Genomic DNA, 17117 nt, shown 5'->3' on the forward strand with positions numbered 1-17117 from the left:
TCATAAAAATTACATATTATGACTTTAAATACAGTTTCAGTGTAGCAACTCCACTTAAAAATCTAATGAAAATAACATTAAAAACAGATGAAAAAAAGCTAAAAGAATCAATAAAAATCAGGATTCTTTCAGCTATTTAGTAGAGCCTTCAATCATTAATTTTTGATCGCTTTGATTATCAAACGCATCCACTGCCGCTACTTCTATTTGATACGCAGTATGAGGCTGCAAACCGGATAACGGAAGACTTAAAACATCCGGAACAGGATCGCTGTAATATTGAGAAAATGCATTATATGTTTTGACCACTTTTCCAGTTTCTTTATTTTTGACGGTAATGCGATAAGAATGAACCATCAGATTATCCACCGCTTGCGTAAACTGGATATAAAGCTGATTTGCTGAAGCTTTTTCTTGTATAACAGAAATAGTAGAGCTTGGAAGAAAAATCGGTTTTACTAAATCTCGCTCATTCGTGTAGTGAAATTTTTTTGTATCTGCAGGTATGTCAATTTCCCACGCTTCTCCCGTCCACTTATTTGCGTGAAAATCCCGCCTTTTAACGACTACTTTTCGATTATAAACCTCTACAAGAAGACCTTGACTCACATCTCGGTAGCCAGGAGGAAGTTCACCTTGTAAATATCCAGCACCAGGCCATATATACCGAACAGAAGACGTTGCAAGAGAAGTGAAATCTCTTTGAAAAATAGTACGAGGGTCGTCCAACGGATGGTGGGTATGACCAGAAAACGTAATGACCTGCGGATAAGGTTTTAACGTATTGTAAAGAAGCTGTTCATTCACTTCTATCCCCCATCTGTTTTTCCCGTACAATGTATTGTTAATAGGCTGATGAATAAAGACAAAAATCGGTTTTTTAGGATCATCTCGCTTTGCTATCTTCAACTGTTCAGCAAGCCAGTTAATTTGTTTGATTGAATAATCACCGGCGGTCAGACGGCTTTCTGTTCCAAGCATGATAAAATGATATCCTTTTATCACTTGATGAAAGTAAAGAGACTTCATTTTGGTTTTAGATAAAAAACGCTGCTGCGCTTGCTGATTGGTTACACTGTCCCGGTATTCATGGTTGCCAATTGTAAAAAGAGACACGGCCTGCGACTGTTTATTTTGATTATAAATAGAAAAAAAGCGATCGTATTCTTTTAACGCGCCTGTGTCGGCCAAATCTCCTACGACTACAAATGCATCTTGTTTCGGTGCCTGTTCATTTAATTGCGTTAATGCATGTTGAAAAGTACGCAAATCAAGCGTTCCTGTTTCCTTAATATGAACATCACTGATCACAGGAAAAACTAGCTTTGGTTCGATGTATCCGCTTCGTCCGCTCTTCTCTTCAGCTCGTACATTTAAGGTAATCCCGCATATAAGAACACTTATTAATACTAAAGCGAGCCAGTCTTTTTTCAGCGTTTCCATAAAACCGCCGAGCATGATGCTTCCTCCTTCCTTCACTGCTGCGTCTCAGTCATTTTCTCTACGTGTATGAGCTTTTATTTTATGTAATTTCAAAATATCTAATCGTATAGTTTCAATATTTCTTTTCGTGTTTGCATACACTATGTTCACAATCAATTCATTACACTTTTCCTAGTCATAGTGGTATGATTTTCGTATATTACAGACTAATTGTTGAAAATGTAGGAGTGAATATTTTGAAAACGGTCGCTGTTATTGGAGGAGGAATTACGGGCTTAACCACTCTGTACTATTTGCAGAAACTAAAACGAGAACGTAATCTTCCGCTTAAATTATTATTACTAGAGAAACATCCCCATCTAGGAGGGAAAATCAATACGCGTGAAGCTGGGGAATTTATTATGGAAACAGGGGCGGATTCTATTGTGGCTCGAAAAGAAAACGTTATGCCTCTGCTAGAAGAGCTGTACTTAACAAACGATTTAGTCTATAACGAAACGGGCAAATCATTTATTTACTCTGCTAATGAGCTGCTTCCAATTCCTGAAGATACCATGTTCGGTATTCCAACAAGCGTGGAATCTCTTTTTAAAAGCGAGCTGATTTCTTCAAAAGCTAAAATTACAGCTTTAAAAGACTTAATTACTAAAAATACAACGTTTACGAAAGACAGCTCGATTGGACTCTTTTTAAAACATTTTTTAGGAGAAGAGCTAGTAGAAAAGCAAATTGCACCTATTTTATCGGGCGTCTACTCTGGCGATTTAGACAAGCTCACGATTTCTTCGACTCTCCCGTATCTGCTCGACTACAAAAACACGTACGGCAGCATCATCAAAGGAATGGGCGCCAATGAAAAAAAATTTAAAACGGCAGGAAATAAAAAATTCATTTCGTTTAAACAAGGTTTATCAACGATTATTCACCGCTTAGAAGAAGAGCTTTCTGATGTAACGATTTTAAAAGATACGCCAACCACCAGCATAAAACAGTACGATGAGCGCTATCAAATCACTACGCCGGGGCAAGCCTATTCAGCGGATTACGTGGTGTTAGCTACACCGCACACGGCTGCTCAGCATCTGTTGAACGATCCCGAACTAAACGAAGACTTTGAGCAGTTAAAAGATTCTTCTCTCATTAGCGTGTACATCGGCTATGACGTTCCAGACGAATACCTTCCCGCTGAAGGCACCGGGTTTATTACCTCTCAATCAAGCAACTTAATTGCCAATGCCTGCACGTGGACGAGCAAAAAATGGGCTCACACCTCTAAGCGAGGGAATTTGTTAGTTCGCCTGTTTTATAAAAGCACGAGTCACCACTTTGACAGCCTGCGGACGATGTCAAAAGAAGAGCTGCTAGCAGTGGCACAAAAGGACATTAAAAACAGCTTAGGGATCAAAGAGCAGCCCATTGAAAGCGACGTAACAAATTGGGATAAATTGATGCCTACCTATCACCTTAAACACGGTGAACTCGTACGCAGCTTGACTCAAAAATTGTATGACAAGCACCCCGCTATTACATTAGCCGGCTGTTCTTACTATGGAGTGGGGATTGCAGCGTGTATAACAAACGGCAAACAAACGGCCGAAGCTATCTCTCAACAGTTGACTTAAACAAGGTTTGAAAACAATAAAAGGCCTGAAAATAAATATATTATTTTCAGGCCTTTTATTACCTTTTCGTTAGCATATAAAGCTACTTTCCTTACTATTAACAACTCTTTTATCGCTTTTCTTTTTGCAAAGCAGCAGTAGCAAACAATACAAGATAGCGCTCGTCTGAAGTTAATCTAAGCCAATGTTTCACTTTATATCTCACAGGTTTCCGCTCCCTTCCTTCAAGGTTTTATATGGAAAGACTTTATATAAAGATTCAATAATGATAAGAAATGATGCTTGATATGTATTTTATTCCCACGCACGCTTGTTTACAAACTTTTTTAAGCATAAGACTCTTCGTTTATTTCCCTGAAAATAACACTATTTTCGCCATTATCATCTTACTATTTGAGAAAAAAGTGTACATTTCTTGCCTATTTTGACGAACATTGCGATAAATAAAAGCTGCCAACTGCGGCAGCTTTTATGTTAAAGGACTAATCTAATTATATTTCCTGATGGATCTTTTGTGATGAAATCTTGGTTTTCTTTAGACACAGCTGCTCCGATTTCACGAAGCTGATTTATTGCCTGTTCCCTTGCTTCTTCAGCTGGAAAAACAAGTGTAAATGAGTCCAAACCAACGCTGTTTTCAAGAGGACTAGGCGCTCCAATTCCATTCCAAACGTTTAGTCCGATGTGATGATGATAGCGGCCAGTTGAAATAAACAAGGCTTGATTATGGTAATTGCTCACAACCTCAAAACCTAATCCATTTCGATAAAAGTTTTCCGTTTGCTCTAATTCAGAAACGTGAAGGTGAATATGTCCCATTAAGGTAGCTGAAGGTAATCCTGTCCATGGTTTACCGTTTCCTTCAGATAATATCGCTTCTGCGTCTAAAGGTTTTGTAGCCATTACTACTTCACTGTCATTCCATTCCCATGTACTTGACGGACGATCTCGATAAATCTCTATGCCGTTTCCATCTGGATCTGCCAAGTACAGCGCTTCACTCACTAGATGATCAGACGCCCCTTGAAGCGGATAACCGCTATTTAACAGATGCTGCAGAATACTTCCTAAATCAGAACGAGTCGGCAACAATAGAGCAAAATGATATAAGCCTGTTGTACGAGGCTGTTTTGCTGTAACGCTTTCCGGCTGTTCAATCGATAAAAGCGCCGTGCGTCCATCAGCTGTTAACAAGGCTTTGTTCTCTTTTCTCCCTAAAAGTTTAAACCCGATTATTTGCTGATAAAAAGCAAGTGAACGCTCTAAATTTTCTACTTTTAAATTTACTTTCCCAACAAATACATGGGGTGCACGGTGAAAGTTCATGATTATTTCTCCTTTTAAATAGATCATTTTTTAATTAACTTACTTTATGTAACTTATTATATTTTTATAACTTTGTTTCGTCAAGTTATTTATTTTAGTATCATAACTTAAAACTCATATTACAGCATAACCAATTAAATAAGCCCGCCTGCTCATAATATAGTATGAACAGGCGGGCTTATTTACCATTAGGCTATGCATAAACTATCAAAACAGTTCTCTGCTTTTACGTTTTGCATTTCCATTAACAAAATACTGTATTCTCTCTTTTTGCTCATTTGTTGGCTTCTTATACGTTTCACATTCAAACTGAAAACATGCTTTTTCTAAATCGACTTCATTTCCTACAATTTCTCCAATCGCACTCAATTGGTTTAAATCTCTCCAAAGTTCCTCAGAAGTTTCAGGGTCAAAATGAGATGAAAGATAATACTGCGCATCATATTTTTTAAGTTCTCTCTGAATCCGCTCAAGGTCTTCTTTATCATAACTCCAGTCACCGCTATAAAAATCTGGACATAGACAATCACCTAAAAACAGTACTTTTTCTTTGGGGACGTAGACAACGGACGAGTCCTGCGCGTGTACCCCTCCAATATGCTGAATGCAACAAGTGATTCCACCTAGGTCAACTTCCATATGATGATGAAACGTTACGTCCGGCTCCCGTAAAATTAACGTCTCTCGACACGGCATTTCTTTCTTTATCATATCCCGGCAAAATTCGATTTCCTCCCCTTCCTGGACGCGTTTATCCAAGGAATCATCGTCCCAGCGCAGTGTCTTTAAATAGGCCAGCTTTTTCTTCGTCAAATGATGGCTGATTGTATATTTGTTCATTGCATGAATGCCAAATGTATGATCCCAGTGCCAATGCGTAATAGCTACTCCTTTGATTGGAGGGGCTCCCATTTTTTCCACTTCTTCTAAAAATGATGATGCATGCGCAGGAGAATTCCCAGCATCTACGACGAAACTATACTTTTCCCCGCATATAAGCCCGAGCACCGGCCGATCCGTTTCTTCAGAATGAGGAAAGTAATAAACGTGGTCCGTTAGTTTTTTCAGCATATTTACACCTGCTTTATGTAGTTTAATAAAAACCTCTTTACTAAATGGTAAATAATGATAAATAAACTGTATCATACTCGGTGCTGCTTGCCTATCCCATTAGCTGGTATTCGACTTTTCTTGAAAAGCTATAACTTTTTCGGGCTCTGCTGCTTTGTGCTTTAAGAAGATCATCACACTAATCATCACAATCATGCCTCCCGCTAGCTGAGAAATGGTTGTCATTTCTCCAAGCAAGAAATAGGCGAGAATGATGGCACCAATTGGCTCGCCTAAAATAGCCATCGAAATCGTTGTAGCACCTACATACTTTAACAGCCAGTTAAATAAGGCGTGACCAAAAATATTAGGAATAAGCGCTAAAAGCAAAAAGATCCACCAATCCTTTGTGTCATACTGAGTCAGCGATACGTTTGTACAAATATTGTAGACAAATAGAACCAGTCCACCGATTAAAAAAACGGCGAAGCTATAGATGATTGGAGGCATTTTCCTGCATAGATCTTGCCCCGCCAGCATATGAACAGAAACGGCCACTGTACCTAAAACAGAAAGTAAGTCTCCGTAAAGAGCCGTTTTAGATACTCCGATATCGCCCGATGCGATAATCACCGAGCCGCTAACAGCCATTAAAATACTGATAACTCCTACTTTGCTTGTTTTTTCTTTAAATAAAAAATAAGCTCCAATCACTACGAAGACCGGCTCGAGCGCAGTCAAAATCATCGCGCTAGCAACTGTTGTATGTGAAAAAGATTCCATCCAAAACAGAAAGTGAAGCCCTAAAAACACGCCTGATACAGCTAGCATTAGCCATTCTTTTACCGTGCTGTTTTTAAAAAGAATTTTCATTTTTCTCCATGGTAAAAACGGTAAAAATAAAAGGACGGTAAACAGCAGTCTATACATTCCTAAAATAGAAGCAGGCGCATCCGACCATTTAATTAAAATAGAAGAAAAGGAAACGGCTAATACACCAATTAAAAGAAAGACAGGAGGCGGTAAAGGAAGAGTTGATTTATTCATGCCATTACTCCTTTTAAAATCTCTTTTTTCATATTTACTACGGGAATATTCACTCCCCCTCTATGTACGATTTCTTTTTTCTCTATGTAAAAGCCGATTGATTCATACAAAGCTATATTACGAGAAACACTCATTCTCACCTTGCATGATAAACTTTCCTTACCACACTCTTTGGCGTATGTTTCTAACCATTGAATAAGCCGTTTAGCCAGTCCTTTTCCTTGAAAAGCAGGAATAACAGACAGACGGTAAAAATATAAGCTCGTTTCTTCTAGCGTAAAACGCGCCATCGCTACGGGCTTATTTTCAACGTATAAAATGACAGCTTCTTTTCCATGCTTTAACGATTGCATAATAGATTCCGTTGTTTCATCAAGAGCACTGGAAGGTGGGACAGAATCGCGATAGACGGAGAAGGCTTGCAGCATAAGATCGTGAACTGTAGCAGCGTCCTCCGGCTGTGCTAAACAGTAGTTCATAAATTTTACCTTCTTTCTATAAAAATTAAGTATATCGAATTATTATACAACACCACCTATTTTTTTCCTACACCTTTTATTGATTTTTATTAAGGAGAGTAACCTCTTTTTACGCCCTTATATCCTCTTAGCTTTACTCCATTAAACTATTAATTCATTAGCACACACTCTTGAGAACTTTTTGTCGAAATTGTTAAAATTCTGTTGGGAGGGAATCATCATGACATTTTCTTGGCTTATACCTTACATAGCCGTGTCACTTATCATTGTCTTAATACCAGGACAAGACATGATTTTTGTAATGACACAAAGTATTGCTTCAGGCGTCAAAGCAGGCATCAAAACCGTACTGGGATCCATTACGGGAACATTTGTACATACTCTTTTAGCCGCAGTGGGGCTATCTATTATCTTTCAAAAATCAATTATTGCCTTTACGATTCTAAAGGTTGTAGGTGTTCTGTACCTGCTGTTTTTAGCCTACCAATCGTTTCGCGAAAAAAGCGGTCCGTTGGAATTAACAGAAAACGTTCAGCACCACCATCACTTTAGAAAAGGATTTGTTAGCAACTTAACCAATCCAAAAGTAGCTATTTTCTTCATTACGTTCTTACCGCAGTTTGTTAATTCGTCTCTTGGACATGTAAGTTTGCAGATGATTTTGTTTGGGATCATCTTTATCGCCGAAACGCTCATCATCTTTTCACTTATTGCGCTATTTGCTTCTGGCCTTGGGAAGAAAGTCAAAAAAAGCCGTATCTTTCAGCACACATTAAAATATGTAAAAGGAACCGTTTTTGGGGTACTTGGCCTAAAACTTTTATTTTCTAGCAACAATTAATTAAAACAAAATGAAATTTCTTTCATCCCTGCTGTTATCACCTTTTCATACCCGCTTCATTTGTCATATCACCCTATTTTTCCATGTGAGGTTAGTTGACAAAAGACCAAAATTATTATTTTATATATATATAAGGTTCAGATTTAGCAACAAGATTCGACAAGGATAATGAAGAAAAACAGCGGGGAAATAGGGAGATCTATCTAAATAGAGGGAAAATTCTATAAATTCACGTTTTTTATTATTATTCTACTATAATTTATGAAGAGGTGAAACTATGCAAGAAGTAGTTCAAGGTTTTGTTAGTTCAATCAACGAATTTCTTTGGTCCTACTTACTGATTGCGATGCTGATTGCATTTGGTTTGTTTTTTACATTCAGGTCAAAGTTTTTACAAATTCGGTTATTAAAAGAAATGGTTCGTGTATTAAAAGAAGGTGCGGATAGCTCTTCTAAAGACGGAATTTCGCCATTCCAAGCGTTTTGTATCAGTATGGCAGCCCGCGTTGGTACGGGGAACATTACAGGTATTGCGATTGCGATCGCTTTAGGGGGACCTGGTGCTGTATTTTGGATGTGGGTGCTTGCCGTTATCGGTTCAGCTTCAGCATTTATCGAAAGTACGTTAGCACAAATATACAAAGTAAAAGACAAAGACGGCGGCTTCCGAGGCGGACCGGCTTACTATATGGAAAAAGGGTTAAAAAAGCGCTGGATGGGCGGACTGTTTGCTGTCTTAATCACTTTATCATTCGGCTTAATTTTTAATGCTGTACAATCAAACACGATTACTCTTGCGTTTGAAAATGCGTTTGGAACAAATCGTTTAGTGTTAGGAATTATTATGACAGTGGCTTTCGCTGCCATTATTTTTGGCGGAGTTAAGCGTATTGCAAAAATGTCAGAATACATTGTTGTGGTACTAGCTGTTGCCTATATTGCAGTAGCACTTTTCATTATTATCATGAACATTCAAGAAATGCCTTCTCTTATTGCGTTAATCGTTAAAAATGCATTTGGTTTCGATCAAATTGCCGGAGGTTCTCTTGGAGCAGCTCTTATGCAAGGAATTAAACGCGGATTATTCTCAAACGAAGCGGGTATGGGTAGTGCGCCAAACGCAGCCGCAGCTGCAACAACAAGCCACCCGGTAAAACAAGGATTAATTCAAGCCTTTGGTGTATTAACGGATACGCTTATTATTTGTAGTAGTACTGCCTTTATCATTTTACTTTCAGGTACTTATACAAATAAAAATTTAAGCGGTATTGAATTAACACAAGCTGCTTTAAGCACTCATATTGGTTCTTGGGCAACAGGTGCTCTTGCAATTATGATTTTCCTATTTGCGTTTAGTACATTAATTGGTAACTACTACTACGGAGAAACAAATATTGAGTTCTTGAACACGAATAAAGCTTGGCTGATGACTTATCGTGTTGCTGTGCTTGCAATGATCGTGTTCGGTTCTATTTCTCAAATTCAGCTTGTATGGGACTTAGCAGACCTGTTTATGGGCTTTATGGTAGTAGTCAACTTAATCGCAATTCTCCTGCTCTCGAAAGTGGCCTTTGCCGCACTCAAAGATTATCTTGCCCAAAAGAAAGCTGGAAAAGACCCTGTCTTCTATCAAGACAGCATTTCTGGACTTGATGATATTGATGCATGGGATCATTCAAAAGATAAATCTAGCTCGAAAGAAGCGATCTAATAAAAAAAGCCGTGAATATTCACGGCTTTTTTATTGTGCAAATTTACTTCTTTTTTTCTTCTAGTGAAGCAGTCTAAGACTAACCAAATACCTATAGTATAAATAAATTACGCTGTACGGAATCCAGTAGGAAAAAAATGTCCAGCCGAGATTCCATCCGTTTCCGTATATAACTCTTTCCATATACATATACGTTCCTTCTAAAAATGTTGTAAACAGCGCTATAAGAAAAATAAAAAAATGAGGCTTTCCAATTCGCTGGATTAAAAAAATCATATAGCTGGCCAATACAGGATAAACGCCTAAATTAAAAGGCAGCGCTTCTAATGCTTCATTTTCTAAAGAAGTCCGGAGTTTCCAAAAGCCATAATAGCTCCCTAATTCATTGATAACGATTGCTAAAATGCAAAAAGCAGTTCCTACTAAAGGCAGTAAACGACGATTTCTAGGATGTAAATAGAGGATGCCAAAAATCCAAGGTAAAACAAACGCCAGCGCTATATTGATAAGCAAGAATATCCGACCTTTTTCTTTCTAGTATGCCACACCGCAGCTTTTTCTAATCATCTCATTATCTTGAACGCAGCAAGTGTAAAAGTATCTTATCTCTGATCGTTAAACCAGAGTGCTTACTTTATGATTACTGTGGTTCGTCCCTTGCTTTTTTCATTTATTTTAATGAAGCAAATTCAGCGTCTTTTTTCTGGTAATAGTTTTGAACTAAACGCCCTGATAAAGCAGCTAATACCTGCTGAAATAACATCCCTAATACGACCGGTACAGCAACGGGAGCTGGAAAATAAGATACGGCTAATACGGCTCCGGCGCTAATATTTCTCATGCCTCCGCAAAACGTAAGCGTCACAACTTTTGCTCGGTCCCATCTTAGCCATTTGCCAATCATCCAGCTGAAGAAATAACCAGCTGAACTCATTAAAAAGACAATCACGATAATAAACAGCAGTTTTTTATCAATATGTTTTAAATAAGGTGCAATCACTCCCCCGTTTACCATAACCATCACACTTAACCCTATTTTCGAAACAGGTGCCAGCTTTGGTCCTAAGGTCTGCTTAATTGTTCCTTTTGTATATTGATTTAAGCACATGCCTAACAGAGATGGAAGGACAATCATAAAACATAAATCTTTGACTAACTTTAGCGCTTCCAAATGTACGGTGTCTCCAACCACCAATAAAAGCGTATAAGGAACGATAAGCGGTGCTAAAAGAGTATCAATTAAAATAATGGATAGTGCAAGAGGAATGCTTCCTTTGTAAATCGAGACCCATATAAAACTAGTCACTCCCGTTGGAATAATTGCTGCTAGCAAAAGACCCGTGCTTGTAAATACATCATGTGGAAAAATCACTTGGCCAACGCTCCAAGCCCATGCCGGCATAAAAATATGTAAAACAAACAGAGCCATAATGATTGGAAATGGACGATGTATCGTGGCATTTAACTGGTGAAAGTTTGAATTCAAACTTCCGGCAAACGTCATTAATGCAAAAAGCCATGGAATTAAGAAGGTATACTGACTTAATGATGAACCGATAAGAACTCCTATGAGCAAGCTGACCGGCGTAATAAACGGCATCAATTTTTCTAGCATTCTATTTAATTGACTTAACAAAGCTTTCTCCCTCCAACGAACGTTTTAAATAAATAATAAGATAAATTAATGGTTATAATATCACCTATTTATTATACAACTTATTTTCAGACTATTGTCTGTCTCTTTTACTAAAAAGAGATATATTCATAATTATCACTTAAATAGATTTACAGGTATTTTTGTGCTATTTTAATAGGGAAGAAGCTTTTAAAAAGCATGAATTTAGGGTAAAGAACACTCTACATAGGAATGCTTTCAATTGACGGATATAAATGGACTGTAGCACAGTTTTGGTAACTAGGAGGATTGTATGGATTTTTTGAAATCTCTATCATCATTAGATGATTGGAAAAAAATCGTGATTGCGATTGGGATCTTTTTGATCTTTTTAATTCTTCGCAAACTTTTCACGACTTATTTGTTTAAGTTTATTATTGGTTTTGTCAAAAATAAAAAAATCAATTTAATTACGAGCGTTTTAGAAGCTTTTGAAAAGCCGCTGCGCTGGATTTTTGTGATTATTGGTTTCAAGCTTGCTCTTCCCTATCTTCCCTTTGATGTTTTAACAGCCGATACGGAAAGACATTTAGTTCGTTCAGCTTCTGTTGGCCTTGCAGGATGGGGCTTGTATAATTTAGCTGCTTCTACCAATTTATTTTTTGCAACGTTTGCCAAAAATTTTGATATCCAAGTGGATCGAATCATTATTCCTTTTATTGAAAAGTTTATCCGCATCGTTGTTGTTATGCTTTCTATCTCCATCATCGCAGAAGAATGGGGTTTTAACGTAAATGGCTTTGTAGCGGGTCTTGGCTTAGGTGGTCTTGCTTTTGCCTTAGCCGCAAAAGACACCGTTAGTAATTTATTCGGCGGAATCGTAATTATTACTGAAAAGCCTTTTACCATTGGAGATTGGATTAAAACACCAAGTGTTGAAGGCGTTGTAGAAGATATTACGTTTCGAAGCACCAAAGTTCGAACGTTCGCTCAAGCAGTCGTAACGGTTCCAAATGCTACTCTTTCTAATGAACCTATTATTAACTGGGCTAAAATGGGGAAACGTCAAATTGCCTTTCATTTAAACTTGAATTATAATACACCAAAAGAAAAGTTAGAAACCGTAGTGGCAAGAATTAAAAAGATGCTGACTGAGCACGAAGAAATTCACAATGAAACGATTCTTGTAAATTTTGACGGTTTCTATGAATCTAGTTTAAATATCTATCTGTATTTCTTTACAAATACAACCGTTTTTGCTGATTACTTAGATGTAAAAGAAAATATAAACTTCGAAATTATGGACATTCTTGAAGAAGAAGGCGTAGAATTTGCTTTCCCTACGCGCACACTCATCGTTGAGCAGGACGGAAAGCTTTCTGGCAATCCAAAAGAATTTCTAGAAAGTGCTCGAAGCTAAAAAAAGCTGACTTAGTAGTCAGCTTTTTTTCCTTTCTTCTTTAGTTTGAAATGAACATTTGAGTCCAGTAATGACCGTAGCTTCCGCCTTTAGCGTAACCTACTCCGATTTCGGTAAATTGACTTGATAGTATGTTTTTACGGTGACCTTCGCTATTCATCCATGCGTTAACCACTTCTTTTGGAGTTGCTTGTCCAGCAGCGATATTTTCACCTGCTGTACTGTATGTAATACCAAATTTTTTCATCATGTCGAACGGACTTCCATATGTAGGCGATGTATGACTGAAATAGTTTTTATCAATCATATCCTGCGATTTATAGCGAGCAACGCGAGCTACTTCCCAATTAGATTTTAAAGGTTTAAGCCCTACTTTAGCACGTTCTTGATTCACTAGCTGAACCACTTGCTCTTCGTATGAACTTCCCGCTTTATCTGTTGGTATGGTAATTTTTTGTCCCGGGTAGATAGAATTAGGATTTTTAATAGCAGAGTTCGCTTCAATCAGCTCGGAAACGCCAACCTGATATTTTACTGCTATTTTCCACATCGTATCGCCCGATTGAACGGTATGTACGGTTGCTGCTTGCGCAGTGTTATTAAGACCAAAAGCTAGAGTGACAGACAACAATGTTACTAATAAAAGTTTTGATAGAGTTTTCATACTTTTATTAAAGCAAATTGATTTCAAGATTCATAGCGGTAATATTATCCCATAGTTCCATCATATTACTTTGTCATCTTCCCTCCACATTTTCTTTATAAAAAAGGCGCACTGCTCTTTCGCAATGCGCCTTCTTATTATGAAGATAAAGCCTGTGACTGGTTCATGTCCGACACATTAACCGCTTCATCCGTACTTTGATGCACCTGACGTTTTTTGATCACATCAATATATTGAATGTGATGGCCTTCCATTTTCGTAACAGTAAAGTCATACTGATCAAAGCTAAGGCTTTCTCCTTGCTTGACGTCATATTTTTCCGTCAAGACCCAGCCTCCAATTGTATCAACATCCGTATCATCAATTGTTGTGCCAAGGAGCTCGTTAAGCTCACTTACTAATAGCTTTCCATCTACAATATAATGATCGGGTTTGACTTTCTGAATTAATGGAAGTTCATCCGCATCAAATTCATCCCGAATTTCACCGACAATTTCCTCTAAAATATCCTCTACTGTTACAATCCCTGCAGTTCCTCCGTATTCATCGATTAAAATAGCCATATGGATGCGTTCACGCTGCATCTTAAGCAATAAATCATGAATAGGAATCGATTCAATTACTTCAATAACAGGACGGATATACTGTTTTAAATTTATTTTTTCCTTGCTGTTGTTCATAACAATCTCGGTTAAAATCTCTTTCATATTGACCATTCCAATAATATGGTCTTTATCTCCATCAATGACCGGATAGCGGGTAAACCGCTCTTCTTGGACCATCTCAAGGATGTATTCGACCGTATCTTCCTGGTCAATTGAAACGACTTCCGTACGCGGCACCATAATCTCCTTGGCAACGCGATCATCAAAGTCAAAAATTTTACTTACATATTTAAACTCCGATTGATTGATTTCACCGCTTTTATAGCTTTCTGATAACAAGATGCGAAGCTCTTCTTCACTGTGTGCAAGCTCATTTTCTGAAGCAGGCTTTAGACCAAATAACCCTGTTATTAAACGAGAAGAACTGTTTAATAGCCAAATGAAAGGATAGGTTACTTTATAAAAAAGTATAAGCGGACGAACAAATAATAAAGTGACTTTCTCTGCTTTTTGAATTGCAAATGTTTTCGGAGCAAGCTCTCCGACCACAACATTTATAAATGTAACAACCGCAAAAGAAATCGCAACAGATAGTACTTTTGTTAAAGCTCCGCTTATCCCTAGTTGATCAAGTAATGGTGACAGGAGATGCGAAATTGTAGGCTCTCCTAACCAACCAATTCCCAGCGCAGTAATCGTAATACCAAGCTGACACGCAGATAAGTATTCATCTAAATTTGAAATAACTTGCTTCGCAGCTTTTGCATTGCTGCTCCCTTCTGCTATAAGCTGATCCACTTTGGAACTCCTCACGCGAATAATCGCAAACTCGGTAGCAACGAAAAAAGCAGTTAATGCAATCAGTACCGCTAGTAAAATCAAGTTAAATATGTCCAATCAAGTTCCTTAGCTCGTTTAAAAACGAGTAAGGACTCACCTCCTAAAAAATAAAAAATTTGGATAAAGAACTCTATCCCTGTACTGATCACATGGAAAAGTGCATATAAGGAGGAATCACATGATAAATGTATAAACATTTTTATATGGAGCAAAACTGCCAGCCTTTCTTCCTTATCTCACGTTTCACTCGTTAATGTAGCAGGTCATTCTTTATTCAGCTGTTCTAGATGTGAAGCAATGGCTCACATCGCTTCATTTCATGATGTTGCTTCAGCGCTGATTCTCTCTTCCATTCATTTATAAAAAATTTAGTAGTTTCCAATCTTTATAAAGTTAAAGTCTGTTAACGCCTTAAAAGAGCGATTATGTGATAAAGAGCGATATGCGTGAAGCAAATGTAGGTTTATATAATAATGTATTGTACGCTTTGACACTGGTGCATATAATGCTACTTCGCCAACGTGGTACACTGCCCCATCCAATCACCTCTATTTCCGTATATCTAAAAAGATTCAGGAATAATTATCCTATTTCTTTTTAAACTTATTGACTTTATTTTAAATGTTAAAAACTTTGCAGTCAAACGTTTTAGTTAGTCTCCTGCCCTTGCTATTCACTGGTGCGGCGATTTTTAGCAGGCAAATAAAAGCTTGCTGCTACACAAAAAAAACCAAGGACAAAACAGATAATGGGGAGTTTCATACCTATCGCTTCAGCATAATAAGTGAGACTCCTTCCGTGAATAGGGACAAGGTTCATTTCAAAAATCAAAGTCAAAACAGCTGTCACTTTGAGTGCAATACCAACAATGAAAAGACAAACTCTCAGGCCTCCACTCATATGCAAAAACATCCCTTCTATCCATTAGCGAATGGATGATGTACTACACCATATGATACATCCCTACACTTTATCACTAAATGCTAAAAAAGCGCTATGTCCATGCATAGACGCTTATAAATTTGCAACCACTTGTCCAATGGAATCATAGATAACCAAATCAAACAAATAATCGTAATGCGTAGGTTCTTTATTAATGATCACCATATTTGTACGATTGTACCGGCTCACAAGCAGCGGAATCTGATTAATCGGTGCTACTTCAAGCGATGAACCAAGCACGATGAATAAATCAGATGACAGCGCTGCTGTAACTGCTTCATCGAACTGATGAATGGCATCTCCAAAGAGAACAACATTTGGCTTTAAAAGGCGCTCACACGCTATACATTGTGGGAGAGCTGACTGATTTAAATACGCTAAGTCATACTCTTTTTTACACCTCGGACAATGAGCTCTCTTAATGGACCCATGAATTTCAAAAACGTTCGTGCTTCCTGCATCTTGGTGCAGCCCATCGATATTTTGCGTAATCACATGCACGGTTTTGCCGTCTTCTAGTTCAGCAATAAAGCGATGGCCCTTATTTGCTTTATACTGATGCAGCATTTTAATATGAAAAATCTCTTTAAACAGCGGCCAAAATTCATGAGGATACTGTTCATAGAAGTCAGCGGCTACTATGTCCACAAAGCTTTTGTTTTGGCGATATAAGCCATTTTGAGAGCGAAAGTCAGGTATGCCCGACTCTGTGCTCATTCCTGCTCCCGTAAAAAAACAAATGTGTTTAGCATCATCAATGAGCTGTTTTAATTCTTTGTACTGGTTTGACATTGCATTTCTCTCCTATTTAACAATTAGCACAGGAATTGTTACTTGCTGTGCTATCTTAGAACTAACGCTTCCAAGCAGCATGCCTTTTACAGGATTTAACCCTCTGCTTCCTATTACTACAAGGTCAAATGAATTTTGATTAGCAAATTGAATCACTGTTTTAGCCGCGTCTCCGTGCATAAAGGTAATCTCATACTCCACGTTTCCTTGCTTTAAAATTTCATCCGTTGTATGTATCCGACTTTCCCGTTCCTCGTCGCGGCTAAGTGATTTTAATCTTGAATCACCTTCTACTGCATAAATAACTTGAATAAAACTGTTTTCCGTAAGCTGAGCCAACTGAACGGCTTTTTCTGTTGCTTTAGCTGCATGCTCTGAGCCATCTGAGGCAAGTAAAATTCGTTTAAACATCACGCTTCCTCTCCTCTTTTATAAAATGGTCTTCTCTCTTTACTATATCACTCGCTGTTCAAATGTAATCATTTTTTTGATTATTTCTATAATTTTTAAAATTATTTGTCTACTTTTATGATAAACTGAAAGAAAACGTGTACAGAGGGGATGAACCAATGTTTGGTTTTGAATTAATTTGCACTTTTTGCAAAGGGCTCGGAAAGCTAGCTGTTATTCCTGGTATCGGTTACATGAAAACATGCAAACACTGTGAAGGGACGGGCATGCAATCAAAAAAAGACGAAACTCCTTCTATATAAGAAGCTT

Annotated in this window: 17 protein-coding genes; 5 read left to right on the forward strand and 12 right to left on the reverse strand. The window is 37.8% G+C overall.

Annotation, left to right across the window (positions count from 1 at the left end; translation table 11 throughout):
- Positions 1–132 precede the first annotated feature (132 nt).
- A complete protein-coding gene (locus tag WKH56_RS00525) occupies positions 133–1458 on the reverse strand; it encodes a metallophosphoesterase (RefSeq protein WP_033579882.1) in 1326 nt (441 codons plus the stop codon).
- A 221-nt stretch (positions 1459–1679) separates the two neighbouring features.
- On the opposite strand from WKH56_RS00525, the gene WKH56_RS00530 reads away from it, so the two are divergent.
- Positions 1680–3065: a protoporphyrinogen oxidase gene (locus tag WKH56_RS00530; RefSeq protein WP_048019918.1), complete on the forward strand. Its 1386-nt coding sequence runs from the start codon at positions 1680–1682 to the stop codon at positions 3063–3065.
- 474 nt (positions 3066–3539) lie between these two features.
- Here WKH56_RS00530 and WKH56_RS00535 read toward each other — a convergent pair whose 3' ends face one another.
- The 4 genes from WKH56_RS00535 to WKH56_RS00550 all read right to left on the reverse strand — a co-directional run bounded on the left by WKH56_RS00535 (position 3540) and on the right by WKH56_RS00550 (position 6967).
- Complete coding sequence (locus WKH56_RS00535) at positions 3540–4391, reverse strand: VOC family protein (protein WP_033579880.1); 852 nt, start codon at positions 4389–4391, stop codon at positions 3540–3542.
- A gap of 207 nt (positions 4392–4598) precedes the next feature.
- Complete coding sequence (locus WKH56_RS00540; protein ID WP_048019917.1) at positions 4599–5537, reverse strand: MBL fold metallo-hydrolase; 939 nt, start codon at positions 5535–5537, stop codon at positions 4599–4601.
- A gap of 24 nt (positions 5538–5561) precedes the next feature.
- On the reverse strand, positions 5562–6488 hold the full coding sequence (locus WKH56_RS00545; protein ID WP_048019916.1) for a DMT family transporter: 927 nt from the start codon (positions 6486–6488) through the stop codon (positions 5562–5564).
- On the reverse strand, positions 6485–6967 hold the full coding sequence (locus tag WKH56_RS00550) for a GNAT family N-acetyltransferase (RefSeq protein WP_048019915.1): 483 nt from the start codon (positions 6965–6967) through the stop codon (positions 6485–6487). Before WKH56_RS00550 ends, WKH56_RS00545 begins: the two co-directional genes overlap by 4 nt.
- Positions 6968–7187: 220 nt before the next feature.
- Between WKH56_RS00550 and WKH56_RS00555 the strand changes: the two genes are divergently transcribed.
- Both WKH56_RS00555 and WKH56_RS00560 read left to right on the forward strand, forming a co-directional pair.
- Positions 7188–7808, forward strand: a complete 621-nt coding sequence (locus WKH56_RS00555) for a LysE family translocator (protein WP_028415080.1) — start codon at positions 7188–7190, stop codon at positions 7806–7808.
- 277 nt (positions 7809–8085) lie between these two features.
- Positions 8086–9519: an alanine/glycine:cation symporter family protein gene (locus WKH56_RS00560; RefSeq protein WP_048019914.1), complete on the forward strand. Its 1434-nt coding sequence runs from the start codon at positions 8086–8088 to the stop codon at positions 9517–9519.
- A 60-nt stretch (positions 9520–9579) separates the two neighbouring features.
- Here the strand turns inward: WKH56_RS00560 and WKH56_RS00565 are convergent, their stop codons facing one another.
- Complete coding sequence (locus tag WKH56_RS00565; protein ID WP_048019913.1) at positions 9580–10032, reverse strand: CBO0543 family protein; 453 nt, start codon at positions 10030–10032, stop codon at positions 9580–9582.
- Positions 10033–10189: 157 nt separating this feature from the next.
- Complete coding sequence (locus WKH56_RS00570) at positions 10190–11155, reverse strand: bile acid:sodium symporter family protein (protein WP_048019912.1); 966 nt, start codon at positions 11153–11155, stop codon at positions 10190–10192.
- A gap of 292 nt (positions 11156–11447) precedes the next feature.
- Here WKH56_RS00570 and WKH56_RS00575 point away from each other — a divergent pair, with 292 nt between their 5' ends.
- Entirely contained in the window at positions 11448–12554 is a 1107-nt protein-coding gene (locus WKH56_RS00575; protein ID WP_025750169.1) for a mechanosensitive ion channel family protein, read from the forward strand.
- 40 nt (positions 12555–12594) lie between these two features.
- Here WKH56_RS00575 and safA read toward each other — a convergent pair whose 3' ends face one another.
- The 5 genes from safA to WKH56_RS00600 form a co-directional block, all read right to left on the reverse strand.
- Positions 12595–13218: a SafA/ExsA family spore coat assembly protein gene (safA, locus tag WKH56_RS00580; RefSeq protein WP_074677042.1), complete on the reverse strand. Its 624-nt coding sequence runs from the start codon at positions 13216–13218 to the stop codon at positions 12595–12597.
- Positions 13219–13355: 137 nt separating this feature from the next.
- Positions 13356–14720 carry a hemolysin family protein gene (locus WKH56_RS00585; RefSeq protein WP_048019911.1) on the reverse strand — a complete coding sequence of 455 codons (1365 nt, stop codon included), beginning with the start codon at positions 14718–14720 and terminating at the stop codon, positions 13356–13358.
- A gap of 612 nt (positions 14721–15332) precedes the next feature.
- Positions 15333–15563: a YuzI family membrane protein gene (locus WKH56_RS00590; RefSeq protein WP_310884062.1), complete on the reverse strand. Its 231-nt coding sequence runs from the start codon at positions 15561–15563 to the stop codon at positions 15333–15335.
- A gap of 114 nt (positions 15564–15677) precedes the next feature.
- Entirely contained in the window at positions 15678–16397 is a 720-nt protein-coding gene (locus tag WKH56_RS00595; RefSeq protein ID WP_310884063.1) for an NAD-dependent protein deacylase, read from the reverse strand.
- A 12-nt stretch (positions 16398–16409) separates the two neighbouring features.
- The gene (locus WKH56_RS00600; RefSeq protein ID WP_013058676.1) at positions 16410–16808 is read right to left on the reverse strand and encodes a universal stress protein; all 399 of its coding nucleotides are present in this window, start codon (positions 16806–16808) and stop codon (positions 16410–16412) included.
- Positions 16809–16966: 158 nt separating this feature from the next.
- On the opposite strand from WKH56_RS00600, the gene WKH56_RS00605 reads away from it, so the two are divergent.
- Positions 16967–17110: a hypothetical protein gene (locus WKH56_RS00605; protein WP_013058677.1), complete on the forward strand. Its 144-nt coding sequence runs from the start codon at positions 16967–16969 to the stop codon at positions 17108–17110.
- Positions 17111–17117: the final 7 nt, after the last annotated feature.

The sequence above is a fragment of the Priestia sp. SB1 genome, from assembly GCF_038898415.1.